The sequence below is a fragment of the Sulfurospirillum tamanense genome (assembly GCF_016937535.1).
In the GTDB taxonomy this organism is placed as follows: Bacteria; Campylobacterota; Campylobacteria; order Campylobacterales; family Campylobacteraceae; genus Sulfurospirillum_B; species Sulfurospirillum_B tamanense.
The window spans coordinates 19226-37897 of record NZ_JAFHKK010000003.1; the positions used below are offsets into that span (position 1 = coordinate 19226).

The window sequence follows — 18672 nt, forward strand, 5'->3', positions numbered from 1 at the left end:
TGTGGAGCAACGTTTGCGCCTGATTCGATCCATCCCTCCGCCCAAACCGCCATTTTTTCCCTACCAACAGCGCGCGCCTTGCGTTACACTTTCCCAAAAAGAGGTTTCATGGTACACAAGGCACTTAACATGTACGACGTGGTCGTGGTGGGCGGGGGGATTGGTGGCACGTGCGCGGCGGCGATGCTCTCCGCTAAAGGCAAAAAGGTTTTGTTGTTGGAAAAGGAGCCTTACCTCGGGGGGTGCAGTAGCACCTTTTCACACCAAGGTTTTCGTTACAACACGGGTGCGACGACCTTTGCGGGGTTTGAAGAGGGAATGCCCGTGCATAGATTTTTTGAAAGCTTACATGTAACGCTGCCGCTTCTTCCTCTTTCGTCTGCTTATGTGCAAATCCAAAAAGGCAAAGCCCTGCCCCGTTTTGAGGATTTGGAGGCTTTTTTAGAAGCCCTAGAGCGCGTGCATCCTCATCCGCAAAATCGCGCGTTTTGGGAAGAAATCTGGCGCATTAATCGCGCTTTTTATGCCCACCAAGATTACGTGTTTTCCAAGCGTTCATGGGGAGATTTTGCGCGCTCTTTGGTGAGCTTTTTACCCATCGCGCGAGCTTTTTTTCCACTACTGTTGCGCCGAGGTGATGGGTACATTCGGGCGAAACTTCCTGGCATTTCGTCTGCTTATAAAGCCACCCTTGATGCATCCTTGCGCATCGTTACCCAAACCACCACCCATGAAGCCAGCGCCCTTTCGACTGCCCTAGCCCTTGGGTACCCTTTTTTACACAATGCTTACGTGCAAGGAGGCATGGGTGCGTTGTTTGATGCGTTGGAACCTTGCATTACACACGTGCGCAAGAAAACCCCCGTATCGCGCATATTTGCTCGTTCTTATGGCTTTGAAATTCACGCGCGCCACGAGGTATTTCACGCGCGCACTCTCGTGCTCAACACCCCCGTGTTTGAAAGCGCTAGGTTTTTTGAATCAGGGGCTATACACGCTTACTTTTCACGCTTCAAGTCTCTAGACAACGACCAAAGCGCCTTCATGGTTTATGCTACCTTTCGCACTGATGCGCCCTTAGAGCACCATTATCAGATTCTTTTAGATAGGCCTCTTCCTCAAACCACTTCTGACGCGCTTTTTGCCTCTTTTTCTGATGCAAATGACCACGATTTAGCGCCTCAAAGGCATCGTTCCATGACCCTTTCGGTGCACACTAAAAGCAGTTGGTGGAGAGGATTGCCACCTGCACTTTATAAAGCGCAAAAATCCGCCCTTGTTTCACAGATTCTTGACCAAGTCTGTGCTACACTAGGGCTTGAAAAATCCTGCGTCGTACACCATTTTGGCGCCACGCCAAAAACCTTTGCCCGCTACCTTGGGCGCGCGCAACTTGGAGGAATCCCCATGTCCTACACTCGCCCATTTTTTACTAATCCTGCCAACGACACCCCCTTTCGCGGGCTTTACATGGTAGGCGACACTACCTTTGCCGCCCAAGGATGGCCTGGCGTCATCGCAGGAGTCAATAACCTCCAAAAGCTCCTTGATGCTTGAACTGAATATCCGCTTCAAAGACTGGCTTGGAGTGCTAGGACTTGGGATCTTTTTTTCAGGACTTTTGGCAGGGTTTTTGTACCTTTTGCTTGAACTCCCTCTTGTGCATGGTCTTGGGTTCGGGGCGCTACTTGGCGGGTGGATTGGCCTTGCTTCGTGGGGGCTTTTTAGTGTAACAAACCGCCTCATCATGCCCAAAATTTCCCCCACTTGGTGGGTGCCCACAAGTGCGTTCATCGCGTTTTTGGCCGGATTTTTGGGTACCTTTCTTGCGTTGCGATTTCCTTTTGGGCTGGTACTGCCTGCCAATGTGCCCCACCTAGAGAGTGCTTTTATCTTAGGCATACTAACGTACCTCTTGGGTGCTTTACTGTACCATCTCGTGCGCTTGCGCAACATCAACACGCACCTAGACACCCTCTTGCTCCAAAGCCGCCTCAAATCCTTAGAAACCCAACTCAATCCCCATTTTTTGTTCAACGCCCTTAACTCTTTGGCCGAACTTTACCACGTCAACCCCGAAAAAGCCGAAGCCATGGTCTTAAAACTCTCCACCTTTTTGCGCAACACCATGCAAGAAAGCGCCCTGTTGAGTCTCTCTCAGGAGTTGGAAAACACGCGGGCGTATGTGGAAATCGAAGCGGTGCGCTTTGAGGGGAAAATCACCCTAGCCGAGGACATTGCACAAGCGTTTGGTGCGCACCTTGTGCCCAAATTTTCCATTCAACTTTTAGTGGAAAACGCCATCAAACACGGCTTCAAAGGCACCCCTTTTGAGATTCGCATCACCGCTTCGCGCCACCAAAAAGCCTTACATGTAAAGGTAGAAAACACCGGCCCCATTCCCCAAAACCCAAGCTATGGCATCGGTCTTTCCAATCTTAGCGAACGCTTAGAATTCCTTTGCCACGGACATTTGATACATTCATCCTCTCAGATGGCTAGCTTTACCCTTATTTTAGGAGAACCTCATGCACATTTTAATCGTCGATGACGAACCTTTAGCCCTCTCGCGCCTTGCCCGTTTACTTGGCCAACTGGGCCACCAAAACATCCTCCAAGCAACCAGCGGCGCCCAGGCACTTGAACTACTCCAAACCCAGCCCGTCTCTTTACTCATCACCGACATCGCCATGCCCGACCTCTCAGGGATTGCCCTAGCCTACCAAGTGCGACTGCGTGCGCCCATGCTTCCCATCATCTTTCAAACGGCCTACGAAAAACACGCCCTTGAGGCCTTTGACATCGGGGCGGTGGATTACCTGCTTAAGCCCTACACCGCCGAACAACTTCACCGCGCCCTTTCGCGCGCCAAGCCCGAAGCCTTACGCTTACTGACAAAAAACGGGGAACTATTTTTCTTGCTAAAGCCCGAAGAGATTTTTTACATCAAGGCAGATTTGGCCGAAGTCATGGTGCGCGCACGCGAGGGGTTTTCCTACTACGCGGCCAAAATCTCCCACATGGAAACACTCTTAGAAACCCACGATTTTGTGCGCATTCACCGTTCTTATCTTCTCAATCTTGCCCATGTTTCGCACTTTGAGAGCTTAGACCAAAGCCGATTGGCCTTTTTCTTCAAGGGTATCGATGAGAGTATCGAAAGCAGCAAAGAAGGCGCCAAGCTCTTTCGCGAACGGTTTAAAAAATAAGCCCAACCTTACCCTTTCCCAAGGAATCCCATGGTATCATGCGCGCATGCTAACCCGTTTTTTAAGCGCGTTGTGCCTTGTTGGCACCTTGCACGCCACTCCCATTACCACGTTACATGTAACAGGCGACATTGACCCGCTTTTTGGGCCTTTCACCAAAGACACCTTACTTAAAGTGTGCAACATTACTTTTCCTCCTGTGTATAAGTTTTGGCAAAGTGCGCCTGTTTTTTCTCCTGAGCAAATTTCCCAGTGTGCCCAAACCCTTACGCAATACGCCCACAGCTACGGGTTTTACAATACGGAAGTGACACATGCCATCAACGAGGACTCCGCCTCCTTACATGTAAAGAAAAATGTCCCTATTCGCGTGGCCTCCTTGGAAGCTGACGAAGCACTACGCCCTTTTATCGATTTTGCCCAAGGTGACGTTTTTACCGCCCTCGCCTTTTCCGCGGCCAAGCGGGACATCAAAGACCATTTTGCTGCCTTAGGCTACCCCAAAGCTGAGCTTGACACCAAAGCATACGTGGATTTGGATGCGTACAAGGTCGATGTGCATTTTCGCGTCACCCCAAGAGACCTGCACACTTTTGGCCCCATCACCCTTTCCAACAACGCAAAGGTAGACGAAGCCCTTATTTATAACGCCATACACTTCAAAGAAGGTGAGCGCTACGACGCACGCTTGCTTGAAAAAACCTACGAAGAATTGTACGGGTTTGGCGTCTACAGCTACATCGCCCTCAACCAAGACTTCGACCAATCCAACGCCACTGTGCCCGTTGAAGTTACCCTCCTTCAGGGTGATCACCGTGAAATCCAGTACGGCTTTGGCTACGACACGGACACGGGTGGGCGCGTCGTAGCCCTCTATAAAAATGACAATTTCTACGGCAACTTGAAAAAATTTTCCCTTGGCGGCACGCTTAATGAAAAAGGAGTGAGCGTGTACAACTCCCTCTTTCTCCCACGCCTTTTTCTGAATGATACCCTGCTCAAAGGCGTCACCCTAACCAACGACATCACCTTTGAAAACACCGACTACGACAGTTACAAACAACGAAAATTTGATGAAAAAATCACCTTTTCCAAAGAGTTCTGGGGGCTCAAACATGGCGTGGGGGCTTCGAGTGAAATCAGTCGCATCACCTCCAAACTGCCCGAATACGAAAGCGGTAACTACTGGATTAACGCCGTGTTTTACCAAGTAGAGCTTGACAGGCGCGACAACGCCCTAAACCCCAAAAATGGCTACTACCTCTCTTTTACCCTCGAAAACGGCACCAAACTCTTAGCCAGCGAAGAAGAATACGTCAAAACCCTCACCGAATTTCGCGCCATGAAAACCTTCGACCGCCTCACGTTTTCCTTTAAAACCAAAGTGGGCACCCTCGACCAAGACCTTCCTATCTTCAAGCGCTTTTTTGCAGGGGGAGATTACAGCAACCGAGGCTATCAGTACCAAAAAGTAGGCAAAAAAGACCATGAAGACAACCCTTACGGAGGGCTTACCCTCATCGACAACAGCCTCGAACTCGAATACGCCTTTACAAAAACATTGGGCATCACCACCTTTTTGGACTCCACCATGTTACGCGAAAAACCCAACGATTTTGCCAATGATTTTTACCATTCGGTGGGCGCAGGGGTGCGCTACTACACACCCATCGGGCCGTTGCGCCTTGACATTGGCACGCCGTTGAAAGAAGGGGGTGTTGTGTTTCACCTTGGGATAGGACAAGTCTTTTGAAACGCCTCGCACGTCTTTTGGGCCTACTTAGTGGCCTTTTTATTTTTTTTGGTCTGACTTTTTGGTGGGCGCTCACCTCCCCTTTTGCCGCACGCTTTATCCTAGAAAAACTCGCCCACGCCAACGAGGCTTCTTATAAAAAAGTCGAAGGCACCTTGTGGGATGGCATTCGCCTTGAAGGGCTTTCTCACCCTTTTGGAAGCATCGACACCCTTCATCTCTCCCTTGACTTGCCTGCACTTTTGTGGGGCGAGCTTCGCATTGGAACCCTAGAACTCTCAGGCGTTTCTTTGGAAAATGAGTTGAGCGAATCGCTCTTTTCAAACGAGCAAACACAAGCAGGATGGTTTCCGTTTCATACGGTCTTTATTACCACATTGCGGGTGCGCCTAAATGCACTTGCCTACCAAGACTACCGCATTTCCTACCTCAACTTACAAGGCAAGGGCCTAGCGTATCAGCCAAACGAAGCTCCAAAAGGAACACTCTCTTTAACCGTTGGCGCTTCAGTGGGCGAACTGCACGCGTTTGCGACGCTGGATGAGTACGTCGAGGCAAAAGGAACTTTTTTGCCCACGGCATTGCCTTATGATTTTTCCCTCGCGCCCAAAGATGCCCTCACCTTTAGCGCCCAAGGTACGGCGCAAAACGTGGAATTTACCCTCGAAACCCAAAGTGTGGATTACCGTGGGTTTTCCGAGCCTGTTTCTTTTTTGACCCCCTCATTTCAAGGAACTTACAACCTCCTCACCCATGCGCTAAAGGCAACCCTTGCTTCCCAAGTACGCTTTGGCTCTTTAGAGATTGGCGCGCGCGCTTTGGTGGAGATGCAAGGATGGAATGCTCCCACTTTTAGCCTTGAAGCGTCCGCGCAAACCAATGAAAAAACCGTGGAAGAGCTCCGCGCGTTAGTCCCTTCTTTTCCTTCGTTTTTAGAAACATTGTCAGTTCAAGGAGAGGCGCGCCTAAACGCTAATGGCACCCAAGAAGCCGTGCACTATGAGGCTTTTTTGACCCAAGCACGTGTCCTTGAGGCAACACTAAGCGAGACCTTTGTCATCGGCACGTTAACAAACACAACCCTCGCAGGAACGGTTGCCACGCAGCTTGACACCCTAGAAAGTAGCACCAAACTCGAAGGTGCGTTTAGTGCACCTCTTAACAACCTTGAAGCCTTGACCTTTGAAGCCAAAGGCGACACATTGCTTTCCTTCTCGCCCACGTTGCAAGGCGTCTTACATACCACTGCCAAAGGTTCCCTAGAAGCGGTTACCTTTCACACGAATGTTGCGCCAACCTCCCTTTCTTTTGGCGAACAGCGCGCCCAACTCAACACCCTCGACATCCAAGGAAAAGCCACCTCCAAAGAGACGGTTTTTGACCTCAAAGGGACAGCGTTGTATCAAAAGCGCGCCCTTGGCATGGAAACAAAAAATGCAATACTTTCTTACGGCACCTCGCGCGTCACCCTTGATTTTGCGCCCCTTGTCACCATAGAAGGGGTTGAACTTGAGGAAATTATGGAAAATGCCCATGTTCTTTTGTGGCGTACGCCAAAGGAAGTACATGGCATCTTTAACTCTTCATTATTAGAAGCCTCTCTCTCCCAAAAAACCGACCAACCCATCAAAGGTGCTTTACATGTAAAGCCTTTTGACCCAGCGCGTTTAGCGGAGCTTCCCTCCCCCCTCGCCATTGGCACAGCTGAGGGGAAAGCCACTTTTATCTACAACAACATCTTACGTGCCAATGGGGCTTTTACCCTTGATGGCGTCACTTTTGAGGGGGATTTTATTGGCAGTGCCGAGAGTTTTAAGGCAACCCTTTCTCATGAAACCTTTGCCCTTGTACTTTCACGCCAAAAAGCCACGGCCCGCGCCACCCTTGATGTGCCTTCTCTTGCTCTTTTTAGCCAAAGCTTACTGCCTTTTACGACCCTTTCACCCCAACGCCTTGAAGGCGCGTTTAACGCTTCAGTTTCTCACGACGGCACGCAAACGCGCTTAAAGATCACTTCGCCGCACCTTGCACTAGAAGGGTATGGGGTTGACGCCATCACCCTAGCAGGAATGTTTCAAAAAGAAAACTTACGCATCAACCAGTTTGATTTTACCCTCGGGGAAGCTTTTGGAGGACCTCATACCTACAGCCTCACCAAAGCAGGATATATTGACCTTGCGACGCGCCAAGGAAGCCTTGAGTTTGAAGGCCTTTCGCTAAACGCAAGTTTTTTGCCTCAGTGGTTCCTAGACCTTCACGTCAACGATTTTTTGCTCGCCCATCCTGATTTTGGCGCAGGGCGTGTTACGGGAGATTTACATGTAAGCGCCCAAGAAGAGGTGCTTCGCTTTGAGGGAGAATTGCACGCGAGGGAGGTGCTTGTGCACTACAAAGCCCCCGCCCTTAGCATCCACACTGACCAAGACATTGTCATCCTTACCAAAAATGGCGAGAGTGCCAAAGAGGATTATTTCACAGCACAAGTTGCCCTTGAAGTTGCCCTTTTTGTTGATGGCCTCACCTACGCCCACAACGGTGTCAACCTCAACAGCGACGGGGTGTTTTACTTTAAAAAGGATGCCAAAGCGCCTTTAGAGCTTTATGGTTCACTGCACGACATTGCAGGAACATACACCGAGCTTGGCAAAACCTACACGCTGGAGCGCTCCAACCTTTATTTTCGAGGTCTTAGCCCTCTCGACCCCGTACTTGACATCCACGCGCGCTACGCCCACAACGAGGTGGACATCAGTATCCGCATCAGCGGTACCCAAAGCAACCCGCGCATCTACCTTAGTTCCAACCCCATCATGCCCCAACAAGACATCCTCTCTTTGCTCATCTTTGGCACCCGTTTGGGAGGCGAGGGGTCTTCTTTGGATAAAGAGCACCGCGCTAGCCAAGTGTCCCTGTTTTTGGTCAACGAACTCTCCAAAGATTACGCCAAAGAGTTGGGGTTGGATGTGTTGTATTTTGAATACGACCCCAGTAACGAATACATCGAAACCATCATCGGAAGAAACCTGACAGACAACACCGTCGTGCTCATTAAAAACAAATTTGAAGGGGGCGAAGCCGTACTTCAACGCCAACTCACCGACAAATGGAACGCCGAGCTGGGCGCGAGAGAAAACGCAGGAAGCCTTGATTTTGTGTATAAAAAGCGGTATTAGGGAATTTTGCTTGCAGGGGTGATGTGCCTTACATGTAAAGCATTTAAAAGCACAGTCCCCGCCAAAAAGCACTTCTGGCGAATCTAGCTACATGTTGACAACCCTGTAAATAAACAATATACTTCGGATATACAAAAAAGGAGGGCTCATGATAGCGACTATCTCAAGCTGGGGCAATTCTCAGGGGCTGAGACTTCCAAAAGGTGTTATTAAAGAATTGCACCTCTCGGTGGGCGATAAAATAAACATTGTGGTTGAAAATGAAAAAATTGTCTTAGAGCCGCTAAAAGCATCGAGGCAAAAATACGACATCAAGACCTTGGTCAGCAAACTGCCAAAAAACCATCAAGCTCATGAAGAATTCAACAACAAAAGTGGGCAAGAAGAGTGGTAAGCTACATTCCAGAACAAGGCGATATTGTGGTCTTAGATTTTGATCCACAAAGTGGCCATAAACAAAAGGGTCGAAGACCTGCAATGATTATTAGCAATAAAACATTTAACAAACACCTTGGGCTTGCTTTTGCGTGCCCAATAACAAATACAAAACGAGATTTTCCCTTTCATGTTGAAGTAAAAAGTGAAAAGATTACGGGTTTTGTCATGGGCGAGCAAATGAAGTCTATAGACTACAACGCTAGAAATATAAAATTTATAGAAAAAGCAAACCAAACAGCCCTCAATCAAATACTAGGCATTGTTGATAGCATTTTACAATAGAGCGCCTTTCCACTTCTTGACAGGGTTTTCATAGTGGCTTTTCCACGCGTCTAGGTCGTTTTCGTTGCAACTCAAATTTTTCTTTCAGTTCGGGTTTGTAGTAGGCTCTTGCCTTGTTTAAAAAGGTCGTTAACTCGTCCAAGAAAACATACCACGGGTTAAAACAATAGACTCTTGTTTTTCCCACCATTCTTTACATGTAACGCTTGTTTTGGCTTATGCTCCTCTTGAAGCGTTTGCTATATGCGTTTTTGCCAGGTGTATTCCATTTGATGGGCCACTGCTGTAGCAAGTGCTTGGCTATGAAGCTGTGATACCAATATTCATAGTGCCTCCGTTGTTTGTGTGGAAATGCTTACATGTAAAGGATTTGAGGAAAAAGCAATCACCATCCCTTGGGCGTTATGTATAAAAATACTCCCAAAAACTCACTACTTTTATATCGTCGATTGTCTCTTTTTGATTGTAGGTGATGATGTATTTTTCCTGCACATCAAAGGGGAGTTTTTTGATTCCGTTTAGCTCTCTGGTTTTATTTTGGTCATTTAGTTCATAGCACACTTGCAGGGCGATGGTTTTCTCTTCTTTTTTGACGACAAAATCACATTCACTCTCTTTGTTGTAAAAATATATCTCAAGCCCATGTTTTTGGAGTTCGCTAAAGACCAAATTTTCAAGAAGTTTTCCGTGGTTTGCACTAAAGCTGTATCCTAAATTCATAAAGCCGTTATCGCATAAGTAGAGTTTCTTTTTGTTGTTCATCTGCTCTTTGAGCGAGTAGGAAAAAAGTTTTAGTTCTCTAAACAAATAGCAATCTTCCAACGCTTGAATGTACTCTTTGATCGATTTATCGTTCAATGTTACCGCTTTGGCTAAAGACGCGTAAGAGTAGAGTGACGTAAGGTTGCTAAGTAGATAAAAGCTCAACTCTTTAAACCCTTTGATGTCTCTGATTTGATTATTTGCTACGCAATCTTTTAGGAGGATAGTCTCATAGTAACTGCTAAGCACTTCCCTTTTTAACTCATCTTGCAGCCCATACACCTCTACAAATGAGCCATAAAGCATCATGTCGTCTACGAGTTTTAAGACTTTTGGGAGGTGTTTGTTAAGCTCTAAAAAACTCGTTATGCCATTGATATGTAAAATCTCATGAAAACTAAGGGGGTAAACCTTTGTGGAGATATAGCGTCCTGTAAGCAAGGTTGCAAACGCGCCGTTTAAAAGCGAAGAGTTAGAACCTGTGATAAATATCTTTTTAAACTCACCGCTATCATAGACGCTTTTAACGTACTTTTCCCAGCCCTCTATGGCCTGAACTTCATCTAAAAAAAGATACCTTATCTCTTTTTGAGTAAGTTTTTTGGCTGCTTGGAGGATTTCATAAAAACTTGTAGGGTCATTGGAATATTTGGTAAAAAAGGGGTCATCTAAGTTGATATAGAGTATCTCCTGAGGGTCTATGGTTTGGGAGAGGTGATTGATGAGGAGTTTAAAAAGCGATGACTTTCCGCTTCTTCTTATCCCTTGCAAAACTTGGATGTGTTTAGTCTGTAGATTGGTAAGAAGTTTTTGAAACACATCTCTGTCATAGAGGTTTTTATACCCATGTTCCCAATGTTTGTTTTGAGATATTATGACATTGTTCATAGTATAATCCTTATAATCCATAAATATCTCGTATTATATTACGATATATTTCACCAGTCAAGTTGCTTGGTGGCAATGCTTCTTGCTTTTTGATAAGAGAAGGCTGGATAATGTTGTGTAGGGATGTTTGAGGAAATGGTAAATACTTGGAACTGTTTAGCGCATTTAAACCTAAACCCAATTCCCCGCCAAAAACACCCTTATATGTAAAGCATTTTAGGCGTAAAATGGGATTTGAAGTAGCCTCATCCCCATTTTACTTTGCTTGATACCCCATTGGTTTTCCTTGTTTTTCTTTGGTGCATTATAGCACAGCCAAAAAATGGCAAAAATGAGAACGAGGCTAATTTTTTCCGCTTTACCCTATCTCCCCATCTTCATCAAATGGTATAAAATGTTTTTTACAATACTCTTTCACTTCTGAATCATTTTTAAAATATTCATCGCAAAAACTACTTAGCTCATTTTCTACAGATTGATAGTTTCTTTCGTCTATAGTCAACATTCGCTCAATCATCTCTATAAAATTTTCATAACTTTCATTTACTTTGCATAGTTTATCAATTGTTTTAAAATCTAACTCTTTAAATTTTGATTGAAATAGTATTTCGCTCTCATATGGATTTGACTTAAGTTCAATAATACCTATTCCAAAAGATTCATTTAGTCTTTGCATCTCATCTTTAAGATTGTCGTTAATTTCCAATGCAACTAGATAACCGTAATTTGCCCAGCTAGAATTTGATACAGCTTGAAAATAATACTTTTTCAGCTCATAATCTGTGTTTATCTCTTTTTTTATTTCATAGGAAGTAAGTTTAAAAGTATCTGACTTATTAAGTATTTTCATAAATGCTTTATTAACTTTTGAAGTTAAATTTAAAAATTCTATCCCAATCATATCGGGATGTATCCACTTTTGATGGTCATCTTTTGAGTTTTTTGATTCTTCATGTAAAATTGTTTTTGTATATATCTTTTTATTTTTTAGATAGCTACTAAGCAATTTATGTAGATTTCTTTCACTATAGGTTTGTTTTTTATTCTGTTGCATTGGCTGAGATGTTTCTGTAATATTAGAAGCAATTTCATTAATATTTAAATCTTGTTCAAATTTTGCTAAATAGTATAAATATTGTGATTGCTTGCCTTTTATTCTTTTAACTCTTGTGTCATTTTTTCTAATAAAATCGCCTAGCAATGCAGAAATTGTTGATGCAGGTGTTTTTGCTTCGCCAAAATAATAATATTTTTTATTAATTATATGTTCATATATTTCATTGTGAGTTAAGAGCTTATGTAAATCCTCAAGACTTTTAAGTATTGCTTCTTTTATTGTCATATCTTCTTCTTTATTTTTTATAAATTATATCGGATTTAGTTTCAATAAACACTTCGGTGATATTTTTAGATAACGTTTAAAATGACCAGTCATAAAGCCGCGCGTGGGTTTAGTGAGAAAAAGGGGACGAGGCTGCTTTTCATATTTTTTCTACTCTTCTATATCTCAAAAATTGCACTAAACTCATCTTCTAAAAATTCTATCATACCGTGATGGTTCTCTTTCAACAACTGAACGATATCATTAACTCTACAATTGCCAATCTTTATCCAGATAATTTTAGGCGGACTCCCTCGACTAATAGCTAATTCATTAAAATCAGAGTCTTTGGTAACTATCGTATATCCATTTTTTCTTGCATATTTCCATATCTGTTATCTTTGACACAACTCGATGAGAGATGTTGTTATCAAAAAGAAGTTTATGCACTCAATCTTGCCGTAACGGTTCTATGCTCTCTGTCAGCAGCATAAGCAAGTGCCGATAAGATATCTTCTTTTGTGAGCTTTGGAAAATCTTCTAAAATTTCATCATAAGTCATTCCATTGGCAAGCATAGAGAGGATATCATAAACCGTTATTCTTAAATTTCGGATGCAAGGTTTGCCACTTCTTTTTGAGGATTTAAGAGTAATATTTTCCTTCACCACATATCCTTTCATAAAATGTATTCAATGACAATGCCTATTAAAATGACCAACCATTGATTGTAAATCATCATTGTACCATATTATTAAATTAGGAAAAAATGGGGCAGGCTGCTTTTTAAATCAAAAGCGTCTCTTTTTTTCCACACCCCTGAACCCTAAAAACCAAATCCTACCACATCTAAACTTAGACCCCATTCCCCGCCAAAAACACCCTTACATGTAAAGCATTTTAGGCGTAAAATGGGAGTTAAAGTAGCCTCTCACCATTTTACCCTAGTGCCCCAATAAATACTAGCGCACCCTTGGCGCTTTATAGCGTTTTTTGGATGGTTTTGATTGCCTCATACAAGGGTGGTAGGTCGTTTTTTACAGTATTCCAAACGATTTCAAAATCCACACCAAAATACTGATGGATGAGTAAATTTCTAAAATCTTTTATATCCCTCCATGCGATGTCCTCATGCAAAAGCGTCATCTCCGATGGCAAATGCTTCACCGCTTCGCCGATAATCTCAAACTCTCGAATAACATTTTCTGTCTTCGGCAAAATGCTCAAAATCATACCCTTGCACATACGCAAAAATTGCCTCGCATGACTCCTTGATATCACCGACACAGAGCCTCACATCCCTTCTAAGCATAGATGATTTCCTTTTTGACATACTCCCTCACGATGGGTTTTAGTGTGGCTTCGATACCCAAATCTACTTTTTTGCCAAATTGCCCTTCAAGTTCTCGCTTGATAGCAAAAAAATTTCCAAGGCTTTTTTTGTTTTTTTCAATCTCAACCGCCAAATCTATATCACTATCATCGGTTTGCTCATCTCTAGCAAAAGAACCAAAAAGGCCTATTTTAAGGACACCAAATCTTTCTTTTAACTCTCCTTTATGCGCCTTGAGGTAGTTTAGGATATCTTCTTTTGTCATGATGCGCCTTTTTGTCTATTTGAGGGTTATTGTAGTTAAAAGTAGCTAAACATGGGTTAAGAACCACACCTTACATGTAAAGTAGAAATCTTAATACTACATATAAAAGCGACACTACCGCGCAATCACAAACACCGTAATGCCCGCGTCTTCGGCCACTAGCTCTAGCCGTTTGAGGTAGCGCGCGTCTTTTTCGCCCACGATGAGCGCGACGGCGGGTGCTTTGCCTGTCATCTTGGCGTAGTACAAGGCTTGGCCGATGCCCTCAGCCCATTTTTCCGCCCAGTCGATTTCGATGGCGTGGGTGGCGGTGAGGCAGTCCACGCGCGTTTTATCGGGCAAGACGTATTCCATTTGGCCTTTTAAACTTGGGCAAAAAGCCTTTTGATAGTCCCGTTCGGTGCGTTTTTCTTGAGGTGCTTGGGGTGGCGTTTCTAAAAATGTATCGCCCATCCACCACAACACCAAACCCACGATGATGCCAAGAAGCGAAAGACCACTACCGCGCATAAAACCCCTTACATGTAAAGCTTTGCAAAACCACTTTCACATACCGCGCCAGTTTTTTACCACTCATTTACGAGCGCTTTTTTGTGCTTTAAAGGCCTTTCCTGTTTGAAGAAAAAGCAACCCGCCCATAAAACTCATGAAACTCGCCAGCAAGATGGCATAAAAAAATGACCCAAACACATCGTACAAATACCCACCGCTCATAGGCCCTGCAATACCCGCAATGGCATACCCTAAAAAGACATAGGGATAGACAATACCAAGGTTTTCTACCCCGTACAGTTGCGCCGTCTCCCTGGCAAATAAAACAAAATTACCGCCAAATCCAAACCCAATGCACGCCGCAATGGCCAAGTATAAAAGATGTGTCAACGCAAAGAGGTTTAGAGCCAAAATAGCGATAGACTGGAACAAAAGAGCTAAAAATATACTCAAATCAGCCCCAAAGTAGTCACTAAAGACTCCCCACAACAACCGGCCCATAAAATTTGCCACAGCAAACAAAGCAACACCAATAGCAACGATACTGCTTGGTATGCCATGCTGATTGGCAATAATCCCCAAACTGCCTATTATCAACAATCCCGCAAAAGTTCCTAAAAATATTCCAACACAAAGTTTTTTGAAAATTTTTGAGCCAATAAACGCCGATAATTTTATATGCGCAACATCCTCACCCTCTTGGCTTTGGGCTTGGAAAATCAAAGTTGAAAAAACCACAATCACCACTCCGTATGCAACGCCAATGATTTTTAGTAATTCAAGTATGCCAAACCCGCGACTAAGCAGTATTTCCAGTAGTTCCGACATAAACACCGCCCCAAGGCCAAAACCAGCCGCCGCGATGCCTGCAATAAGCCCTTTTCTTTCAGGAAACCACTGGAGAGGCGACGTGAGCGAAACCCAGTATCCAAACCCCGTCCCAACCCCTGAGAAAATCCCAACACCCAGCAAAATCATGAAAAAACTTCCACCAGAACTGCCTGCAATCCAGTAACCAAAAGCAAACAATAACCCACAAATATAGCCAAAATACCTATGCCCCATCCGCTTTCCAAGCTGTCCCACGAAAATCATGGTCACCGGAAAAATAGCAATAATGAACCCAAAAACGAGCTGAGACTCAAAGGCTGAAAAATCATATTTGTCCATCAACTGAGACGCTACCAAACTCCACGCATAGACACTGCCAATACACAGCATGATTACAAAAGAGGCTATTACGGTGGAATATTTTTTACTCATAAATGCTTTCTCCTTTACATGTAAACTCATCCGTCCATCCTCCCACGGCCAGCAAGATGTTCTTTGGTGATGACAATCTGCTTTTGCCGTTCTTTTTTACCCATCTCTTTTTCCACAAAGATGGGCTTGCGCGTGAGGTAGTGCCGTCCTGTGTAGTACATGAGCGTCGAGTAGGTCGAAGGCGTGGGGATGAAAATCTGCGCTTGTTCGGGGTTCATCTTAAGCACTGTGGAAGCAAACTCTTTGAGGCTGTGCATGTGCCGCTCTTCACATCCAGGATGCGCGGCAATGAGATAATAGGTGAGAAATTGTTTTTTGGGATTGAGCTTGTCAAAGAGGGCTTTAAAGCGCACGAGTGAGGCTTTGCCGGGTTTTCCCATGAGTGAGAGCACTTCATCGTCGATGTGTTCGGGTGCTACTTTCATCTGCCCGCTGATGTGGTGTTCTAAAATCTCTTTAAGGTACGCTTCCCCATGCGCCTTGTCCTCGGCGATGAGGTCGTAGCGAATTCCTGAGGCGATGAACGCTTTGCGCACCTTTGGCAACGCCCGAAGCTTGCGCAAGAGGGTGATTTGCCGCGCGTGGTTCACGGGCATGGCCTTACATGTAAAGGGAAACAGACAGGTTTTATCCTCACACGTGCCTTTTTTGAACTTTTTGGCGCACTCGTAGCCGTACATGTTAGCCGTCGGGCCGCCTACGTCGTGGATGATGCCCTTAAATTTGGGATGTTGTGTGAGCTGTGTGGCTTCTTCCACAATGGACGCTTCACTGCGGCTACGCACGGTGCGCCCTTGGTGGACGCTGATGGCGCAAAAATTGCACTCCCCATAGCACCCTTGATGGGTTGAGAGGGAAAAACGGATGGTCTCTAACGCGCGGATTTCCCCTTGGGCAAGGTCACAAGGATGGGCTTCGCGGGTAAAAGGAAGAGCGGAAACTTCGTCCATCTCTTCGGGCGTCAAGTAGCGTGCGGGCGGGTTTTGCACCACGTAGCGTCCGTCCACTTCTTGGCACAATCCTTTGGCACTCATGGGGTCGTTGTTGTGGTAAAACAGGTCAAACATCTCCATGAACACCAACGGGTCTTTGACGCACGCGCTAAAAGAAGGAAGGGTAAGGTAGCCTTCTTTGGGAGCTTTAGCCACGTAGCACAACCCCTGCACCGCTTCTATGCCCTCGCCTTTTTCTAAGGCTCTGGCAAACTCCACCACGCTGTTATCTGCCATGCCATAAAGCAAATAATCCGCCTTTGCATCCAAAATGAGCGGACGGCGCAGTTTATTTGACCAAAAATCATAATGGGTCGTGCGCCTCAAACTCGCCTCAATGCCCCCAAGCATGATAGGCACGGTAGGCTTAAACACGCGGCGAATGAGATTAGTATAAGCGATGCTCGCACGGTCTGGACGCTTGGTGTTTTTGCCCCCAGGCGTGTAGTCGTCATCGTTTCTGAACTTTTTGCTCGCCGTGTAGTTGGAAACCATGGAGTCCACACTGCCCCCACTCACGCCCCAAAACAAGCGCGGTTCTCCAAGGCGTGCGATGTCCTCTTCGTTCATGGGCTGAGCAATCACCCCGACGTTAAACCCCGCCCGTTCTAGCACGCGCCCCACCACCGCCACGCCCATAAACGGGCTGTCGATGTACGCGTCGCCTGAAACAAGGATGATGTCGCACTGCTTCCACCCAAGGGCGCGCATCTCTTCCTTGGTCGCGGGCAAAAACGCGTTAGGCTTGGATGCCAATGTAAATACTCACCTCATCCTCTCCCGTGTACACTTCAAAATCCGTTTTAAACGTGCGCACGTGCTGGCTGTTTTTCCTAAAAAAACTCCAAATTTCTTCCCAAAGCCTCACCGTAGTCAAAGGCATCTCTCCTTTGGCATCAAAGCGAAAATACGCACCCCCTTCTAGCGTGATGGATGCATACTCTCTAGACAACCCTTCCACGCTTGACACCTCAGCGCCCACGAGCACATCGTACTTTGCCCGCACGCCGTCTTCGTAGTTAAAATAAACCGCGTAAGGCGGTGTGTCGGGGACTTCATTGGGGATGGGGTCAAGGATACTGCTTTGAAAATACGCCCGCCACAAGGAGGGAATCTTCGCGCCTTCGTACTCTTGTTCTTCCAGATTTGAAGTGCGCTCTTTAACGCCTGCAATAGTTTTTTCTTCAACCGTTACCACTTCATAAGTCATCTCTTTTCTCCTCGTAATCTTTGTGCGCACGTATCAAGCGCGTCCAGCAAAATGTCCACTTCTTCTTTGGTGTGGGTAAAATGGATGCTGATGCGCAGCCATCCTGGTTTTTGGCTAAAAGGCTGGCCGTCAGTGAGTTCTAGCAAATCGTGCCCGTAAGGCCCCGCGCAACTGCACCCTGAGCGGGTTTGGATGCCGTAGCGTTCACTGAGCATTTTGGCCATGTCGTCTTGATGCGCCCCTTCCATGTTGAGCGAAAAAATGGGCAATTTGCGCTGGCCGTAGTGACAATAGAGTTTAGCGCCTTTAAGCTCTCGAACCCGCGTCCCAAAGTAAACCTTCAGCTCCTCCTTGACCGTATTGATGCGCTCTAGGCCAATGGCGTTGCGTAGCTTGTACGCTTCGGCCGCGCGGACAAATTGCAAAATACCCGGCGTACCCGCATCTTCAATAGCCTCAATATCGCTTAAATATTCATGTGAAGTGCGCGACACATACGCCACCGTCCCGCCACCTGAAAAAGTGGGCTTGCACCCCTTGCACAGCGCTTTTTTAATGACCAAAAGCCCGCAAGAACCTGGGCCTCCTAGGAGCTTGTGCGGAGAGAGAAACAGCGCGTCGTAGTAGCGACAGTCGATGTTCATGTACGGCGAAGCGGCCGCCGCGTCAAGACACAAGATGCCCCCGTGGGCATGAATGCGCTCATACAACGCTTTGTAGTCGGTAAGTACGCCCGTGACGTTAGAAGCCACACTAAAACTCCCGATGATTTCGCGCCCCTTGTTGGCTTCAAGGACTTTTTCCAACGCGCCCAAATCCAACATGTCTTTTCCATCCAGTGGAATGCGTACCACCTCACACAGCGCTTCCCGAAAACTCACCTCGTTAGAGTGGTGTTCATACGGCCCCACGAGCACCAAGGGCAAGGTTTTGGGCGCAATCCCAAAGCGTTCTTTGGTCGCAGGAGGGCAATACAACCCCAAAAGTTCTTGAAATTTTTTGATAGCCCCCGTCGCGCCCGTGCCTGTAGGCATGATGTAAAAGCACTCATCCACTTCCAAGCTTTGGCGCAAACTTTCTCTGGCGTTGGCGTAATGGGCTTGCGTTTTTAGGGCATTGGAAGAGACTTCTGAGTGGGTGTTGGCGTAGGTTTTTAAAAGCCTGCGAATCTTCCGCTCGATGGGCGCGTACGCTAGTCCTGAAGCGGTATAGTCAAAATACAACACATTTGGGTCGCAGATAATCCCTCTGCGTATATTTTCCATTAAAAACAACCTCTTTTTTTGGGCGCA

General features: G+C 45.9%; 18 protein-coding genes. 7 read left to right on the plus strand and 11 right to left on the minus strand.

Annotated elements, in window-relative coordinates; genetic code table 11:
• Positions 1-108: 108 nt before the first annotated feature.
• The 7 genes from JWV37_RS02145 to JWV37_RS02175 all read left to right on the plus strand — a co-directional run bounded on the left by JWV37_RS02145 (position 109) and on the right by JWV37_RS02175 (position 8855).
• The gene (locus JWV37_RS02145) at positions 109-1557 is read left to right on the plus strand and encodes a phytoene desaturase family protein (RefSeq protein ID WP_205458010.1); all 1449 of its coding nucleotides are present in this window, start codon (positions 109-111) and stop codon (positions 1555-1557) included.
• Complete coding sequence (locus tag JWV37_RS02150; RefSeq protein WP_205458011.1) at positions 1550-2551, plus strand: sensor histidine kinase; 1002 nt, start codon at positions 1550-1552, stop codon at positions 2549-2551. The genes JWV37_RS02145 and JWV37_RS02150 overlap by 8 nt, the downstream gene beginning before the upstream one ends.
• Positions 2529-3209 (plus strand): LytR/AlgR family response regulator transcription factor, encoded by a 681-nt coding sequence (locus JWV37_RS02155; RefSeq protein WP_205458012.1) that lies wholly within the window; start codon positions 2529-2531, stop codon positions 3207-3209. Before JWV37_RS02150 ends, JWV37_RS02155 begins: the two co-directional genes overlap by 23 nt.
• Before the next feature lie 46 nt (positions 3210-3255).
• Entirely contained in the window at positions 3256-4962 is a 1707-nt protein-coding gene (locus tag JWV37_RS02160) for an autotransporter assembly complex protein TamA (RefSeq protein ID WP_205458013.1), read from the plus strand.
• Positions 4959-8135, plus strand: coding sequence for a translocation/assembly module TamB domain-containing protein (locus JWV37_RS02165; RefSeq protein ID WP_205458014.1), 3177 nt, complete (start codon positions 4959-4961; stop codon positions 8133-8135). Before JWV37_RS02160 ends, JWV37_RS02165 begins: the two co-directional genes overlap by 4 nt.
• A 148-nt stretch (positions 8136-8283) precedes the next feature.
• Positions 8284-8529 (plus strand): AbrB/MazE/SpoVT family DNA-binding domain-containing protein, encoded by a 246-nt coding sequence (locus JWV37_RS02170; protein ID WP_205458015.1) that lies wholly within the window; start codon positions 8284-8286, stop codon positions 8527-8529.
• Entirely contained in the window at positions 8523-8855 is a 333-nt protein-coding gene (locus JWV37_RS02175; RefSeq protein WP_205458016.1) for a type II toxin-antitoxin system PemK/MazF family toxin, read from the plus strand. Before JWV37_RS02170 ends, JWV37_RS02175 begins: the two co-directional genes overlap by 7 nt.
• Positions 8856-9257: 402 nt before the next feature.
• Here JWV37_RS02175 and JWV37_RS02180 read toward each other — a convergent pair whose 3' ends face one another.
• The 11 genes from JWV37_RS02180 to JWV37_RS02230 form a co-directional block, all read right to left on the minus strand.
• Positions 9258-10505 (minus strand): ATP-binding protein, encoded by a 1248-nt coding sequence (locus JWV37_RS02180; RefSeq protein WP_205458017.1) that lies wholly within the window; start codon positions 10503-10505, stop codon positions 9258-9260.
• Positions 10506-10863: 358 nt separating this feature from the next.
• Complete coding sequence (locus JWV37_RS02185; protein ID WP_205458018.1) at positions 10864-11847, minus strand: hypothetical protein; 984 nt, start codon at positions 11845-11847, stop codon at positions 10864-10866.
• A gap of 158 nt (positions 11848-12005) precedes the next feature.
• Positions 12006-12218, minus strand: a complete 213-nt coding sequence (locus JWV37_RS12890; RefSeq protein ID WP_205458140.1) for a DUF5615 family PIN-like protein — start codon at positions 12216-12218, stop codon at positions 12006-12008.
• A gap of 50 nt (positions 12219-12268) precedes the next feature.
• Positions 12269-12493, minus strand: coding sequence for a DUF433 domain-containing protein (locus tag JWV37_RS02195; protein ID WP_369407637.1), 225 nt, complete (start codon positions 12491-12493; stop codon positions 12269-12271).
• A gap of 313 nt (positions 12494-12806) precedes the next feature.
• Positions 12807-13052: a HepT-like ribonuclease domain-containing protein gene (locus JWV37_RS02200; RefSeq protein ID WP_205458020.1), complete on the minus strand. Its 246-nt coding sequence runs from the start codon at positions 13050-13052 to the stop codon at positions 12807-12809.
• Positions 13053-13129: 77 nt separating this feature from the next.
• The gene (locus tag JWV37_RS02205) at positions 13130-13423 is read right to left on the minus strand and encodes a nucleotidyltransferase family protein (protein ID WP_205458021.1); all 294 of its coding nucleotides are present in this window, start codon (positions 13421-13423) and stop codon (positions 13130-13132) included.
• A gap of 114 nt (positions 13424-13537) precedes the next feature.
• A complete protein-coding gene (locus JWV37_RS02210) occupies positions 13538-13933 on the minus strand; it encodes a hypothetical protein (protein WP_205458022.1) in 396 nt (131 codons plus the stop codon).
• 63 nt (positions 13934-13996) lie between these two features.
• A complete protein-coding gene (locus JWV37_RS02215) occupies positions 13997-15178 on the minus strand; it encodes an MFS transporter (protein ID WP_205458023.1) in 1182 nt (393 codons plus the stop codon).
• 26 nt (positions 15179-15204) lie between these two features.
• Positions 15205-16926 (minus strand): YgiQ family radical SAM protein, encoded by a 1722-nt coding sequence (locus tag JWV37_RS02220; RefSeq protein WP_275898328.1) that lies wholly within the window; start codon positions 16924-16926, stop codon positions 15205-15207.
• The gene (locus tag JWV37_RS02225; RefSeq protein WP_205458024.1) at positions 16910-17380 is read right to left on the minus strand and encodes a GyrI-like domain-containing protein; all 471 of its coding nucleotides are present in this window, start codon (positions 17378-17380) and stop codon (positions 16910-16912) included. The genes JWV37_RS02220 and JWV37_RS02225 overlap by 17 nt, the downstream gene beginning before the upstream one ends.
• Positions 17377-18645 (minus strand): aminotransferase class V-fold PLP-dependent enzyme, encoded by a 1269-nt coding sequence (locus tag JWV37_RS02230; protein WP_205458025.1) that lies wholly within the window; start codon positions 18643-18645, stop codon positions 17377-17379. Before JWV37_RS02230 ends, JWV37_RS02225 begins: the two co-directional genes overlap by 4 nt.
• Positions 18646-18672: the final 27 nt, after the last annotated feature.

Bases quoted from the DNA above. Each gene is read 5' to 3' on its own strand.
- JWV37_RS02185 (WP_205458018.1), bottom strand. From the start codon at position 11,847: ATGACAATAAAAGAAGCAATACTTAAAAGTCTTGAGGATTTACATAAG.
- JWV37_RS02230 (WP_205458025.1), bottom strand. From the start codon at position 18,645: ATGGAAAATATACGCAGAGGGATTATCTGCGACCCAAATGTGTTGTAT.
- JWV37_RS02210 (WP_205458022.1), bottom strand. From the start codon at position 13,933: ATGCGCGGTAGTGGTCTTTCGCTTCTTGGCATCATCGTGGGTTTGGTG.
- JWV37_RS02170 (WP_205458015.1), top strand. From the start codon at position 8,284: ATGATAGCGACTATCTCAAGCTGGGGCAATTCTCAGGGGCTGAGACTT.
- JWV37_RS02205 (WP_205458021.1), bottom strand. From the start codon at position 13,423: ATGACAAAAGAAGATATCCTAAACTACCTCAAGGCGCATAAAGGAGAG.
- JWV37_RS02215 (WP_205458023.1), bottom strand. From the start codon at position 15,178: ATGAGTAAAAAATATTCCACCGTAATAGCCTCTTTTGTAATCATGCTG.
- JWV37_RS02225 (WP_205458024.1), bottom strand. From the start codon at position 17,380: ATGACTTATGAAGTGGTAACGGTTGAAGAAAAAACTATTGCAGGCGTT.
- JWV37_RS02180 (WP_205458017.1), bottom strand. From the start codon at position 10,505: ATGAACAATGTCATAATATCTCAAAACAAACATTGGGAACATGGGTAT.
- JWV37_RS02160 (WP_205458013.1), top strand. From the start codon at position 3,256: ATGCTAACCCGTTTTTTAAGCGCGTTGTGCCTTGTTGGCACCTTGCAC.
- JWV37_RS02150 (WP_205458011.1), top strand. From the start codon at position 1,550: ATGCTTGAACTGAATATCCGCTTCAAAGACTGGCTTGGAGTGCTAGGA.
- JWV37_RS02155 (WP_205458012.1), top strand. From the start codon at position 2,529: ATGCACATTTTAATCGTCGATGACGAACCTTTAGCCCTCTCGCGCCTT.
- JWV37_RS02145 (WP_205458010.1), top strand. From the start codon at position 109: ATGGTACACAAGGCACTTAACATGTACGACGTGGTCGTGGTGGGCGGG.